Below are 13,941 nucleotides of genomic sequence, written 5' to 3' on the forward strand. Positions count from 1 at the left end.
ACATTCATCCCAACATGGCGCTTGAATTCGATGAAATAGACCGAAGATTGCTGGCCGAGCTGCAACGCGACGGCACGCTGTCCGTCGACCAGCTCTCGGAAAAAGTGTCGCTGTCGCGCAACGCCTGCTGGCGGCGCGTCAAGCGGCTGGAGGAGGACGGCGTCATCACCGGCCGGGTGGCGCTGGTCGATGCCGACAAGCTCGGGCTCGGGCTTTCGGTGTTCATCCTGATCCGCACCTCCAACCACGATCCGGACTGGCTGCAGAAATTTCGCGCCGCGGTAACCGGTTTCTCAGAGATAACCGGGGTCTACCGCATGTCGGGCGATCTCGACTATGTGCTGCGCGCCCGCGTCGCCGATGTGAAGGCCTATGACCGGCTCTACCAGCGGCTGATCGCCAAGGTGGCGCTTTCGGACGTCTCGGCTTCCTTCGTCATGGAAGAGATCAAGGAGACGACGGTCGTGCCGGTGGAACTGCGCTGACGCCTCTCAACATACCTCAGGTCATCGTGACGCCGCAAAGAAAGCCGTTGATAGCGTGGCGGGCGAGTTGACCGAATCGCGGTTCGCGCCGATAGGATCGATTTTATGCGCGCAGCCCTCCAAAATTCCTCCGTCATTGGTCCCACTGTCGGCTTCGTCCGGTTGCCGCATGGTGAAGGACTTCCCCTCCCCGCCTATGAAAGCACCGGCGCCGCCGGCATGGATTTGCGCGCCGCGGTGCCGGATGACCGGCCGCTGCTGATCCTGCCGGGCAAGCGCGCCCTGGTGCCGACCGGGCTGATCCTGGAGATACCCGAGGGGATGGAAGGCCAGGTGCGGCCGCGTTCCGGCCTTGCCTTCAAGCACGGGCTGACCGTGCTCAATTCACCGGGCACGGTCGACAGCGACTATCGCGGCGAGGTCAAGGTGCTGCTGGTCAATCTTGGCGACGAGGATTTCGCGGTGACGCGCGGCATGCGCGTTGCCCAGATCGTGTTTGCCACGGTGACGCAGGCGACGGTCGAGGAGCGCAGCCTAGCCGGCGCCACGACACGCGGCGCGGGCGGGTTCGGATCGACCGGCACCGCCTAAAGCGCGTCGCGCTGAAACGGATTCATGCGACGCGCTTTAAGCCTTTATTTTGATGCATGTCGTTCTCTCAAAACCGGGGCCACTTTTGAGCGACATGCATAAATGAGCATACCAAAACTGGTCATCTTCGACTGCGACGGGATCCTCGTCGACACCGAGAACCTTGCCAACCGGCGGCTTGCCGAGTGGCTGAGCGAGGCCGGCTTTACCACCACATTCGAATATTGCCGCAAATACTTTTCCGGCCGCAGCATGGCTTCGGTGCAGAAAGAAATCGAAGAGACGACCGCTGTCCGGCTCGGCGCCGATTTCGTCGACCGCTGGAATGCCGGCCTGCCCGATCTGTTCGCGCATGGCGTCGAGGCGATCCCCTATGTGCGCGACTTCATCGAGGCGGTTCGAGCAGCCGGCATCCCCTATTGCGTCGCCACATCAGCGCGTATTTCGAAGATGCACATCACACTTGGCCAGACCGGGCTGCTCCCGCTGTTCGAGCACGCCATGTTCTCTTCGACCATGGTCGGCCGCGGCAAGCCGTTCCCGGACCTGTTCCTGCATGCGGCAAAGACCATGGGTTTTGCGCCCGCCGACTGCATCGTCATCGAGGACAGCGTCGCCGGAACACAGGCCGGCATTGCTGCCGGCATGCGCGTCTATTCCTATCATGGCGACCCCTATTCCGACCGCGACGGCCTGGCCGATGCCGGCGGCGTCCTGTTCGATGACATGCGCGCATTGGCCGGGCTGGTGCCGATCCACTGATCCGGGCCGTTTGGCAAGCTGGACGCCTTCGGAAGCTGTGCTAGGGTCCGCGCAGCCAGCCTGAGGCGCCCATGCCAACCAACCTGCTTCGCTTCATTCTCACGCTTGTGCTGCTGCCATGGCTGTGGACCGCGGCCGCGCAAGCCGTCAGCTTTCCGGAGTTCGGCAGCGCCATCCCTGGCCACAAGGATGTCACCTATCTCGACCTCGCCAGAATGGTCATCCCCGACCTGACCGGTGACAGTGACGGCTTCTACAAGGGCGGATCGCCGATCGAGATGCGCCACATCGAGGGTGCGGATAGCGGTGGCTCGCCGCCTGAGACCTCGGGCCTCTCCAATGCCGGCGTGCTTCCGGTCAAAGCCGGCGGCAAGGACCGGCTGGCGATGCTGTACGACCTCGGCGACTCTCCCGACAGCGCCGAAGGCTATGCGGTTCTGGCGCTCTACGACGTCACGGCCAAGCCAAAACTGCTCGATGCGGTCAATGTCGCCGTCGACCGCAGCACCTATTTCCGCGAGCCCGGCAAGCTTTCCGTCGGCGCCGGCGACGATGTCCTCATCACCATGAGCACGCATTTCAATTCAAGCCAGGGCTATGTGATCACGCCGCTGATCATGGTGCGCGACGACAAGTTCGAACTGGTCGACATGATCTACACGTTCGACGAGAACGTCTGCGCCTACAGGCGCACGCAGGATGTGGCGTTCCAAACCATCGCCGACGGACAGCCTTATGCCGCAATCAAGGTGACGGTGACCGACGCCACGGCACCCAGCGACGAAAGCTGTGATGAGCAACCGCCCGAGGCTCAATCTCACGCGATTTCCGTCACCTATCATTGGGACAAGACGGCATCGCATTACGTCAAGGATTCCGACGCGCTGGACAAATTGGCAGGAGAGAACGCCAAACGCTTCTGAGCCAACCGCATTCGTTTGCCCGGTGCAAATCGGCACGCTAGAATCCGACCACAATTCCGCACATGAAGGGAAGCACCATGGACAAGGGCAAGATCTTTCGCGACCTGCACGCCTCGACCTTCGTCATGCCCAATCCCTGGGATGTCGGCACGACCAAGCTTCTGGCCTCCTTTGGCTTCAAGGCGCTGGCGACGACCAGCGCCGGCTTTGCCTTTTCGCGCGGCCTGCCTGACGGCGCGGTGACGTTCGAGGCGATGATCCACCATTGCCGCGAGCTGACGGCGGCAACCAGCCTGCCGGTGTCGGCTGACCTCGAAAAAGGCAAGGGCGACAGCGCAGAACAGGCGGGCGAAACCATTTTCGCGGCCGCAGCGGCAGGTCTCGCCGGCTGTTCGATCGAGGACCATACGGGCGATCCGGACAAGCCGATCTACGAGTTTTCGCACGCCGTCGAGCGCGTCGCCGCGGCGGCCGAAGCGGCGCGGGCGCTCAAGCACGATTTCGTCTTCACCGCGCGCGCCGAGAATTTCCTATGGGACAGGCCTGATCTCGACGACACGATCAAGCGGCTGCAAGCCTTCGAAAAGGCCGGCGCCGACGTGCTTTATGCGCCTGGCCTGGACGATGTCGAGACGATCCAGAAAGTCTGCTCAGCGGTGAGCAGGCCGGTCAATGTCATGGCACTGCCCGGTTTCACCATTGCCGATCTCGCCATGGCCGGGGTCAAGCGCATCTCGCTCGGGCCGTGGCTGACCAATTTCGCCTTCGGCATGCTGGAGACAGCGGCGCGCGAGATCCAGCAGGACGGCACGTTCGGCTTCACCCGGGCCGCCATGCCGTTCGGCAAGCTGCAGGCGCTGTTTTCCAAATCCTCAGGCTAAGGCTCCCGAATGGCGTTCACCGTCGTCGACATGCACACCGGCGGCGAGCCGCTGAGGATCATCACCGGCGGCTATCCCGATATCCCCAAGGGCACGATCCTGGAAAAGCGCGCCTATGTGCGCGAGAATCTGGATCACCTGCGAAAGCTGCTGATCTTCGAGCCGCGCGGCCACTACGACATGTATGGCGCGCTGCTGGTCGAACCCGACCTGCCTGGCGCCGACCTCGCCGTGCTGTTCATGCACAATGAGGGCTATTCGACGATGTGCGGCCACGCCATCATCGCGCTTGGCCGCTATGCCGTCGATGAAGGCCTGGTCGAGCGGCGCGAGCCGGTGACGATTGTCAACATCGAGGCGCCTTGCGGCCTGGTCGTGGCTTCGGTCGAGGTCAGGGATGGCAAAGCCGGTGCGGTGTCGTTCGAGAGCGTGCCGGCCTTCCTGTTTGCCCGCGACCAGAAAATCGAATTGGCGGGATACGGCAAGACCGGTTTCGACGTCGCCTATGGCGGCGCCTTCTATGCGCTAGCCGACTGCCATCAATTCGGCCTGGAATTCGGCAGCAGCCGGGTGCGCGATTTCGTCGACGCGGCAACCGCGCTGACCGAACGGCTGAAGGCGGAGTTCCCGCTGTCACATCCCGACCATGCCGATCTCGCTTTTCTCTACGGCACCATTCTGACCGACGGGCGCGATGCGTTTTCCGGCGAGGCGACGAAAAATGTCTGCGTGTTCGCCGATGCCGAGGTCGACCGTTCGCCGACCGGCTCCGGCGTCACCGCGCGGCTGGCGGCGATGTACGCCAAGGGCGAAATCGCGGTCGATCAAACGCGGACCTTCGAAAGCATCGCCGGTTCGCGCTTTTCCGGCGCGGCGGCGCGTACCACCAAGGCCGGGCCGCATGAGGCCATCATCGCCCGCGTCGGCGGCCGCGCCTATTATTCGGGGCGGGCCGAATTCACCGTCGAGCCGGACGATGACCTTGGACGCGGGTTTCTATTGCGTTGAGCAAGCCGCCTATCGCCTGGCGTTTTCCCGCGCGCCAACCGCCTTGTGCAGATGCACCATCATGGCGGCGGCGAAGAGCGGCGTCAGCAGGTTGAGCAGCGGCACGGCGAGGAAGGCGGCGATGAGCAGCCCGGCCAGAAATACCGTGCCGGCATATTTCCTGCGCAACGCCCTCGCCTCGATTTCAGGACGAAAACGCATGGCGGCAAATTCGAAGAATTCGCGCCCGAGCAGGTAGCCGTTGACGATGAAGAAGGCGGCGATGTTGATGCCCGGCACCAGCAGAAGCAGCAGGGCGATGATGTTGCCCGCTATAACGACGCCGAGGAATTTTATCGACAGCACCAGCGAGCGCAGCACAGGCATGGCCCTGCCAACCGGGTCGCCAGGAAAGTCGGTGCGCTCGACCACTTCGGCGATGTCGTCGAGAAACAGGCCGGCCACGACTGCCGTCACCGGCGCGATCAGCAGCGCCATACCGAAAGCGAGCGCGATTGCGGCGATGATGCCGCTCAGCCATCCGGCCCAGGACGGCAGGCCAGGCAACAGGGAGTGAACCCAGGGCAGGGCCAGCCAATCGACAAGCCCGGTCAAGGCGAACCATAAGGCCACGAGCGCCAGTACAGTCAGTCCCAGTGTCTTCAGGAAGACGGCGCGGAATTCGGGAGAGAACAGCCGACTCAGGGCGGCGCGGGCAGCGTCGAGAATCACGGGGCGCCTCCAACCTCGGTCGAAATGGACATCTCGGAGATAGGCTGAGACCGCTTGGGCCGCAAGCTTGCTAGCGCGCCAGCACCCGCGAGCGGGTGGGGATGGTCATCGCAGCAACGCCGGCGACGACGCAACCCATGCCCCAGAACGCCGTCGGCCCCAGGCTTTCACCGAGGAACAGGACACCGATGCCGACGCCGATCGGCACGCGCAGATAGGCTTGCGACGTGGTGCCGACCGAACCCAGCGTGTGGATGAGGCGGAAGAAGATGCAGAAGGCCAGCGCCGTCGAGAACACCGACAGTGCCAGCAAGGCCAGGATCGAGGCCGTAGACGGCGAAAGCGTCCATGGGCGATCGACCACCAGGCTCAAGGGGACGAGGATGACCGCGCCGCACAGCATCGAGCCGGCGGCTGGCAGCATCGGGTCGAGTCCCCTGAAGCCGCGGCCGAAAATGGCGGCGCCGGCATAGCAGACCGTGGCCGCGACAACGGCAAGCTGCGCCCACAACTGATGGCCGAGACCGCCAAGCGCCTGGGTGCCGACGATCAGGCAAATGCCGGCTATGCCGGCGCCGACACCGAAGAGTTTGCGTGCGGTGACCTGCTCGTGGCGGGTGATGAGCGCGGTCAGCAGGAAGGTGAAGATTGGCGATGTCGCGTTGAGGATGGTGGCGAGGCCGGCATCGATGGAGCGTTCGGCGGCGGCGATCAGCGTGAACGGCACGACGCTGTTGAGGCAGGCCTGGACCATGAACCGCCGCCAGGTCGCGCCGTCCTTCGGCATGGAGAGGCCGCGCCAGCGGATGAGCGCGAGCAGGATGCCGCCGGCGATCAAGGTGCGGGCAGCGATGAAGGTTATCGGCGGGATCGCCTCGACACCGATCTTGATGAAGGTATAGGACGCGCCCCACAAAGCGGCCAGCACGCCAAGTAGCGCCAGTTCGGTGGTCATGTCGCTCTTTGCGGGCATAGCTTGTAAGCGCCTTCAACAGTTGTGATCGACGCCGTTCTAGTCCGGAATCGGACGAGATGCTTCGATGGCGGTGCAACTGTAGCCGCACATCTCTATGGCGCGCATGGTCCAGTTCGATTTGACGGCTAGGCAAAGCGATCTCAAATCGCTAGACCCGCGCCCGGCCGGCGTGGCAGAAAGCCGGCAGGTTCCAAGGCGGAGACATTGATGCCGGATTATGACGTGCTTTGCATCGGCAATGCCATTGTCGACATCATCGCCCAGTGCGACGACGCTTTTCTCGAGACCAACGGCATCATCAAGGGTGCGATGAACCTCATCGACACCAGGCGCGCCGAGCTGCTGTACAGCCGCATGGGCCCGGCGATCGAGGCCTCGGGCGGCAGCGCCGGCAACACGGCGGCGGGCGTCGCCAGTTTCGGCGGCCGCGCCGCCTTCTTCGGCAAGGTGTCGAACGATCCGCTCGGCGAAATCTATGCCCATGACATCCATGCCCAGGGCGTTGCTTTCGACACCAGGCCGCTCGAAGGCCAGCCGCCGACGGCGCGCTCGATGATCTTCGTCACCCCCGACGGCGAACGCTCGATGAACACCTATCTCGGTGCCTGCGTCGAACTCGGCCCGGAAGACGTCGAGGCCGACAAGGCCTCGGGCGCCAAGGTCACTTATTTCGAAGGCTATCTGTGGGATCCGCCGCGCGCCAAGGAGGCGATCCGGCAGACAGCGAAGCTGGCGCATGCAGCCGGGCGCGAAGTGTCTATGACGCTGTCGGATTCGTTCTGCGTCGATCGCTACCGCGACGAGTTCCTCGAGCTGATGCGCTCGGGCACCGTCGACATCGTGTTTGCCAACAGCCACGAGATCAAGTCGCTCTACCAGACCAAATCTTTCGACGAAGCGCTGGAGGCGATCCGCAAGGACTGCAAGATCGCTGCCGTCACCCGGTCCGAAAAAGGTTCGGTGATCGTGCGCGGCGACGAGACCGTCACCATCCAGGCGACGACGATCCGCGAACTGGTCGACACCACCGGCGCCGGCGACCTCTACGCCGCCGGTTTCCTCTACGGCTACACTGCGGGGCGCAGCCTGAAGGATTGCGGCGATCTCGGCTCGCTGGCAGCAGGGCTGGTGATCCAGCAGCTCGGGCCGCGGCCGCGGCAGAACCTGCGCAGCGCGGCCCAACTGGCCGGCCTGCTGTAGTCCCGCTGCGTCACCTCTGACGAGGCGTCGAGCGACGTCTCTGTCGCGCCCCCGTCACAGACGACACCTACATGCAGTGTGAGGCGTCTCGCGACTGACATTTCGGGGCGCCCGCAGACAGTTGGGGTGTCAAAATGCAAGACAGCAACCGGTCAGGTCGCTGCGCCTGTCGTCACCGCGCTTTCCGCTTTCCACTGTAGCCGTTCAACAACCGGCCGCAGCCTGGGAGGAGAGCGCGTGGCCAGCAAGACAGATGCATGACCAGATTTCACAACCCGACGGACGGGATCTCGCAGGAAGCCCTGGCAGGCCTTGTCGGCGAGGCGGTTCAGCAGGCGCTGATCCAACACGGCATCGCCCTAGACACACAGGCACTGGCTTCAGCCGGCGCTATTGCGGGCAGCATCGCTGCCGCCTTGGCGTTCCTTTCGCCGATGAAGCAGGTGACCATCGAGACCGTCAAGGGAACAGCGCTTGCCACCGAGTTCGTCCAATGGATGACGGACAAGGCTGCACGCCCTGAGACTGCACTTGAGGATCCAGCATTTGCCGCAATCGACGAATCGTCGTCGACAGCCAATACCGGCAATGCTGCATCTGCCTTATCGGGCTCGCCACCGGGCGAGCGGGCGCTTCAGTCAATGCTGATCGAGGACTGGGCCGGCGAGGTCGCCGGGTCGACCTATCTGGAAGAGAAGTTTCGCATCCCGCGCTCGACATTGCATCGCTGGCAAAGGCGCAGCGAAGTCATTGCGCTGCGCAAAGGCGGCCGCAAGCATGTCTTCCCGCTGGCCCAGTTCGTCGATGGCAGGCCGGCGGCCGGGATCAGCGAGGTGCTGTCGGCGATCGCCAATCCGAGGCTTGCCTGGTTCTGGCTGAACCGCCCCGCACCGGAACTTGGCGGCCGCGTGCCGATCGAAATGCTCAAGCAGGACATGGTGCAGGAGGTCGTGTCGGCCGCGCGCGATTTCTCGCCGGCCTGATTTGCCGCCCCAATCGAGAACAATCGGCTGATCACGCCTCGCGTTGCTTAGTCAGTTAAATGCATTTCACAACACAGTCATAATCGAATTTTCAAGGCATATCCCACCATATATTCCCATAAATCTCCGTCTCTTATGTACCGATTGTGCCAATTGTGCCATTTTATCAAATATATGACGTGATAATTGCGCAACAATACTTTTTGAAGAGTCAGAAAACCGCTTTCTGGACACAATCTCTGTTGATCGCCGCTGCCTCATGGGTCATGTCAGGGCCGAGAGCACGGCGCGGTGCGCGGCTTTCAATATGGGGTGAAGCGGCAGGCCCAAGCGCCGTGTCCGACCTGAATTTGAACCTTTGACTGGAGATTCAAGAAAATGAACATCAAGAGCCTTCTTCTCGGCTCCGCCGCGGCGCTGATCGCGTTTTCGGGCGCACGCGCCGCCGACGCGGTCGTCGTCGCCGAGCCGGAACCGGCCGAATACGTCAAGATCTGCGACGTCTACGGCGCCGGCTATTTCTACATCCCCGGCACCGAGACCTGCCTGCGCATCGGCGGCTATGTCCGCTACGACATCGGTGGCGGCGACGTCGGCTCGTTCGACGGCGCGACCAGCGACGACCACCAGGATGGCAACAGCAATGACACCTGGCGCAAGAACGCCCGCTTCACGCTGAAGACCTGGACCGGCCAGGAAACCGAACTCGGCACCTTGAAGACCTACACCGAGACCCGCTTCAACTTCGGCAACCGTCAGGCTGATGTCGGTGCGGATGGCCCTGGCGGCGACATCAATGCGGCTGGCAATGCCGCCACCGTCTCGCTGCGCTACGCCTATATCCAGCTCGGTGGCCTGCGCGTCGGTAAGGACGACACGGCTTTCGATACGTTCACCAACTATGCCGGCGCCGTCATCCAGGATACGCTGGTCCCCTACGGCGGGCAGGAGAGCAACGTCGTTCAGTACTACTTCGACGCAGGCAGCGGCTTCTCGGGCGTGATCTCGCTCGAAGAAGGCGCGGGCTTCCACACGATCGACAGCTATGTTCCGCATGTCGTCGGCGGCTTGAAGTACAAGGGCGACTGGGGCGCGGTCACGGGCGTCGTCTCCTATGACAGCAACTACGAGGAAGTGGCGGGCAAGGTCCGTTTGGACGTCAACGTCAGCAAGGAGTTCACGCTGTTCGTCATGGGCGGCTATGGTACGGACGATAACCTCACAGACGACGCGGGCAACGCTTTCGATGCTCACGGCCGCGGCTTCTACAAGCAGTGGGGCGGCAACTGGGCAATCTGGGGCGGCGGCACCTATAAGTTCAACGAAAAGACCGCGTTCAACGCCCAGGTGTCTTATGACGACTGGAAGAACCTCGGCATCGCTGCAAACGTTGCCTATACCGTTGTGCCCGGCTTTACGGTCACGGCTGAAGTCGACTACCTCAATGCCGGCAAGTTCGGCGACGCCGACTTCAACAACTGGACCAAGGCCACCAAGAAGAGCAACGTCGGCGGCATTCTCCGCTTCCAGCGCTCGTTCTGATCGACCTGTCTCGACAAAAAGGCCCGCAGCACGTCGCTGCGGGCCTTTTTCATTCGAGCTTCGTTCAGGCGGACTGGCGAAGCTCTCCGGCTTCGGACCCCAAAGCGTCGGTGGTGACCAGCCGGTCGCGACCGTTTTTCTTGCCGATGTACATGAGCCGGTCGGCGAGCGCGACCAGCGCGTCCGGATCGGCAGCCTCCGTCGGATAGATCGCAACGCCGACAGTGCAGCCGACATGGATGTCGCCACCCGGAGCGGGAACCTTGATGCGCAGCCGCTCCAGCACGCGCTCCGCCACGCGCACGGCCTTCTCCCTGGCCTGCTCCGCGTTCCCCGAAAACAGGAAGGCAAACTCGTCACCACCGAGCCGCGCGACGAAATCGGCGCTGCGCAGGATCGTGCGCAGCTTGTCCGACACGCGCTGCAGCAGCGCATCGCCGGCCTCGTGGCCGAGCGTGTCGTTGACCTGCTTGAACCGGTCGAGGTCGATGAACAGAAGACCGGCTGCATCGCCGGAGCCGGCGCAACGGTCGATCACCGATTTCAGCTCGTTGTGGAAGGCGCGCCGGTTGGGCAGATCGGTCAACGCGTCGTGGTTGGCCGAATGGTCGCTCTGCTGCTTGGCGAGTTCGATCTCGCGCTTTTGCGCGGAGAGTTCCTCATTGGCGGCCTTGAGCTCCAAAAGCAGCTCGGCGTTGAGATCCTCGACGACCTTGCGGTCGCTGATGTCGACGACGAAGCCTTCGAGGAATTCGAGTTCGCCGGCCTCGTCCCAGACGCCGCCGCCGATCTCGCGGACCCAGAGCGGCTCGCCGACCTGCGGCACGATGCGGTAGTCGACGTTCCAGTTGCAGCGCGCCTCGAGCGCGGTGTCGACGGCGGCATAGACGGCGGCGAGATCGTCCGGATGGATGGCCGAGACGTAGTCGCGCACCGCGTTGTGGATGAAATCGCTCGGCCGGTAGCCGCTGACGGTGAAGATGCCGTCGCTGATATAGAGCATGGTGTAGGACGCATCGTTGCGGCAACGGTAGAGATAACCGTCCATGCGGCCGGTGATGCTGAGCAGCGCGTCCAGCCGCTCGTCGTGGTAGACCCCCTGGCCAACCGCGGATGCAGAAACTCCGTCATGCTTCATGGCCGCACCCCCGTTTTGGCGGTCTGAGCGCGCCGTAGATGCCGTAGCGGCAAGTCGGCGAGAGGGGTTCTATATCAGCTGAATATTATCAATCTCTTATAGGGCGGCGCGACTAGGCCATCGGTGCAAGCGTTCGGCGACACGAGCCGCTGCAAACGCCAGCGACTCTGCCCAAGCAAGAAAAAGACAGTCCGCGGCGCGGATCGCTCATCAAGCCCCCGCCGTATAGGCAGCGATCGCAGCCATGTTGACGATGTCCGAGTCCTTGGCGTTGAGCGAGACGATCTGGACCGGCTTGTTCAGGCCGACCAGCAGCGGGCCGATGACGGTGGAGCCGCCGAGTTCCTGCAGCATCTTGGTCGAGATCGAGGCCGAGTGGAACGCCGGCATGATCAGCACGTTGGCAGGGCCGGTGAGCCGGATGAACGGGTATTGCGCCATGGAGCGGGCATTGAGCGCGACATCGGCGGCCATTTCGCCATCATATTCGAAATCGACCCGGCGTTTGTCGAGGATACGCACCGCTTCCTGCACCCGTTCCGAGCGTTCTCCCTGCGGATGGCCGAAGGTGGAATAGGCGAGCATGGCGAGGCGCGGCTCGTAGCCCATGCGGCGGGCGAAGCCGGCGGCCTCCTCGGCGATGTCGGCGATCTGCTCGGCATTGGGCATGTCGTGCACGGCGGTGTCGGCGACCAGCACGGTCTTGCCCCGCGCCAGCACGATCGACACGCCGATGACGCGGTGACCGGGCTTGGCATCGATGATGCGGCGGATGTCGTCGAGCGCGGTCGAGTAATTGCGGGTGACACCGGTGACGATGCCGTCGGCGTCGCCCAGCGCCACCATGCAGGCGGCAAAATGGTTACGGTCATTGTTGATCAGCCGCTGGCAGTCGCGGAACAGGAAGCCTTTGCGCTGCATGCGCTCATAGAGAAAGTCGGTGTAGATGCCGTTGCGGCGCGACAGCCGGGCATTGATGATCTCGATGCCTTGTTTGTTCAAGTCGATGCCGGCGTGCCTGGCGTTTTCCTTGATGATATCGTCGCGGCCGAGCAGGATTGCGGTGCCAAGCTTCTGGTTCACATAGGAGACGGCGGCGCGCATCACCTGTTCCTCCTCGCCCTCGGCGAAGACGATGCGCTTGGGCTGGCGGCGGACGCGGTCGTAGATGCGCTGCAAAGTGGACGCAATCGGGTCTCGGCGAGCGGAAAGCTCCTGCGCGTAGCGGTCGAGATCCAGGATCGGCTTGCGGGCGACGCCTGACTCCATCGCCGCCTTCGCCACCGCCAGCGGAATGGCCGAAATCAGGCGCGGATCGAACGGCACCGGGATGATGTAGTTGGGGCCGAATTTCGGCCGGTTGCCCTGATAGGCGGCGGCGACATCGTCCGGCACGTCCTTGCGCGCCAGCTCGGCCAGTGCCCGGGCTGCGGCGATCTTCATGTCGTCATTGATGGTGGTGGCCCTGACATCCAGCGCGCCGCGGAAGATGTAGGGGAAGCCCAGCACATTGTTGACCTGGTTCGGATAGTCGGAACGCCCGGTGGCCATGATGGCGTCGGTGCGGATCTCGGCCACTTCCTCCGGCGTGATCTCCGGATCGGGATTGGCCATGGCGAAGATGATCGGGTTCTTGGCCATCGACTGCACCATCTTGGTGGTCAACGCGCCCTTGGCCGAAAGGCCGAGAAAGACATCGGCGCCATCCAGCGCCTCGGCCAGGCTGCGCGTGTCGGTCTTGACCGCATGCGCCGATTTCCACTGGTTCATGCCCTCGGTGCGGCCCTGGAAGACCACGCCCTTGGTGTCGCACAAGATGATGTTTTCCGGCGCAAAGCCCATCGCCTTCATCAGCTCGATGCAAGCGATGCCGGCGGCACCCGCGCCGTTGCAGACCATTTTCGTGGTCTTCATGTCGCGGCCGGTTATTTCCAGCGCGTTGATCAATCCGGCGGCGGAGATGATGGCGGTGCCGTGCTGGTCGTCATGGAAGACCGGGATGTCCATCAGTTCGCGCAGGCGCTGCTCGATGATGAAGCATTCCGGCGCCTTGATGTCCTCGAGGTTGATGCCGCCGAAGGACGGCCCGAGGAAACGCACGCAATTGATGAATTCGTCCGCATCCTCGGTGTCGACCTCGAGATCGATGGAATCGACATCGGCGAAGCGCTTGAACAGCACCGCCTTGCCCTCCATGACCGGCTTGGAGGCCAATGCGCCTAGATTGCCGAGGCCGAGAATGGCGGTGCCGTTGGAGATGACGGCGACCATGTTGCCGCGCGTCGTGTAATCGAAGGCGCGGCTGGGGTCCTCGGCAATGGCCAGGACAGGAACCGCGACGCCGGGCGAATAGGCGAGGCTCAAATCGCGCTGCGTCGCCATCGGCTTGGTGGCGACGACCTCCAGCTTGCCGGGGCGGCCCATGGCGTGGAACTCCAGCGCCTCCTGGGCGCTGACGGACGGGCCGCTGTTTTCGGTTTTCTTGGCCATGATGCTTTTGATTTCCTCGCCGGTGCCGGACCCTTGAGACGGGTGCGTGTTTTTGACCTTCCGGATTAAGGCTACACGCCAGCGCTGTAAACCGCCAAGCGATCTTCACACCCGGCCGCGCTAAATCTCGAACTCGGGCAAGGTCAGGTTGGCGGGGGCACAGGCTCGCCGCAAGCCGTCATTGATGCCAAGTCGTCCCCTGTTTTCGAAGCAGCCGGCATTAAACCGCCCGGCCACATCTGCTAGCGTGC

13 protein-coding genes are annotated in these 13,941 nt (G+C 63.2%); 9 read left to right on the forward strand and 4 right to left on the reverse strand.

All coding sequences use genetic code 11. The annotated features are described in order from the left end of the window. Positions 1-14 precede the first annotated feature (14 nt). The 6 genes from AC1DZ8_RS02265 (at position 15) to AC1DZ8_RS02290 (ending at position 4,650) form a co-directional block, all read left to right on the forward strand. Positions 15-485 carry an Lrp/AsnC family transcriptional regulator gene (locus AC1DZ8_RS02265; RefSeq protein WP_477233545.1) on the forward strand — a complete coding sequence of 157 codons (471 nt, stop codon included), beginning with the start codon at positions 15-17 and terminating at the stop codon, positions 483-485. Between the two features lie 105 nt (positions 486-590). Next, positions 591-1,076, forward strand: coding sequence for a dUTP diphosphatase (gene dut / locus AC1DZ8_RS02270; protein ID WP_477279177.1), 486 nt, complete (start codon positions 591-593; stop codon positions 1,074-1,076). 102 nt (positions 1,077-1,178) lie between these two features. After that, positions 1,179-1,838, forward strand: coding sequence for an HAD family hydrolase (locus tag AC1DZ8_RS02275; protein WP_477300345.1), 660 nt, complete (start codon positions 1,179-1,181; stop codon positions 1,836-1,838). Positions 1,839-1,909: 71 nt separating this feature from the next. Further along, complete coding sequence (locus AC1DZ8_RS02280; RefSeq protein WP_477400289.1) at positions 1,910-2,761, forward strand: hypothetical protein; 852 nt, start codon at positions 1,910-1,912, stop codon at positions 2,759-2,761. A gap of 77 nt (positions 2,762-2,838) precedes the next feature. Next, positions 2,839-3,642: an isocitrate lyase/PEP mutase family protein gene (locus AC1DZ8_RS02285; protein ID WP_477300341.1), complete on the forward strand. Its 804-nt coding sequence runs from the start codon at positions 2,839-2,841 to the stop codon at positions 3,640-3,642. A gap of 9 nt (positions 3,643-3,651) precedes the next feature. Next, positions 3,652-4,650 (forward strand): proline racemase family protein, encoded by a 999-nt coding sequence (locus AC1DZ8_RS02290; RefSeq protein WP_477300339.1) that lies wholly within the window; start codon positions 3,652-3,654, stop codon positions 4,648-4,650. A 9-nt stretch (positions 4,651-4,659) separates the two neighbouring features. Here AC1DZ8_RS02290 and AC1DZ8_RS02295 read toward each other — a convergent pair whose 3' ends face one another. Both AC1DZ8_RS02295 and AC1DZ8_RS02300 read right to left on the reverse strand, forming a co-directional pair. After that, the gene (locus AC1DZ8_RS02295; protein ID WP_477300338.1) at positions 4,660-5,361 is read right to left on the reverse strand and encodes a sulfate transporter family protein; all 702 of its coding nucleotides are present in this window, start codon (positions 5,359-5,361) and stop codon (positions 4,660-4,662) included. Between the two features lie 70 nt (positions 5,362-5,431). Further along, positions 5,432-6,334, reverse strand: coding sequence for a DMT family transporter (locus AC1DZ8_RS02300; RefSeq protein ID WP_477300336.1), 903 nt, complete (start codon positions 6,332-6,334; stop codon positions 5,432-5,434). 210 nt (positions 6,335-6,544) lie between these two features. On the opposite strand from AC1DZ8_RS02300, the gene AC1DZ8_RS02305 reads away from it, so the two are divergent. The 3 genes from AC1DZ8_RS02305 to AC1DZ8_RS02315 all read left to right on the forward strand — a co-directional run bounded on the left by AC1DZ8_RS02305 (position 6,545) and on the right by AC1DZ8_RS02315 (position 10,062). Next, positions 6,545-7,537, forward strand: a complete 993-nt coding sequence (locus AC1DZ8_RS02305) for an adenosine kinase (protein WP_477300334.1) — start codon at positions 6,545-6,547, stop codon at positions 7,535-7,537. A gap of 257 nt (positions 7,538-7,794) precedes the next feature. Beyond that, entirely contained in the window at positions 7,795-8,520 is a 726-nt protein-coding gene (locus AC1DZ8_RS02310) for an antitoxin Xre/MbcA/ParS-like domain-containing protein (protein ID WP_477300332.1), read from the forward strand. Between the two features lie 378 nt (positions 8,521-8,898). Further along, positions 8,899-10,062 (forward strand): porin, encoded by a 1,164-nt coding sequence (locus tag AC1DZ8_RS02315; protein WP_477300330.1) that lies wholly within the window; start codon positions 8,899-8,901, stop codon positions 10,060-10,062. Between the two features lie 64 nt (positions 10,063-10,126). Here AC1DZ8_RS02315 and AC1DZ8_RS02320 read toward each other — a convergent pair whose 3' ends face one another. Continuing rightward, positions 10,127-11,200 (reverse strand): GGDEF domain-containing protein, encoded by a 1,074-nt coding sequence (locus AC1DZ8_RS02320; protein WP_477400290.1) that lies wholly within the window; start codon positions 11,198-11,200, stop codon positions 10,127-10,129. Between the two features lie 210 nt (positions 11,201-11,410). Further along, positions 11,411-13,690, reverse strand: coding sequence for an NADP-dependent malic enzyme (locus AC1DZ8_RS02325; protein ID WP_477300326.1), 2,280 nt, complete (start codon positions 13,688-13,690; stop codon positions 11,411-11,413). Between the last annotated feature and the right edge of the window lie 251 nt (positions 13,691-13,941).

The organism is Mesorhizobium sp. P2_F7, from assembly GCF_056403695.1.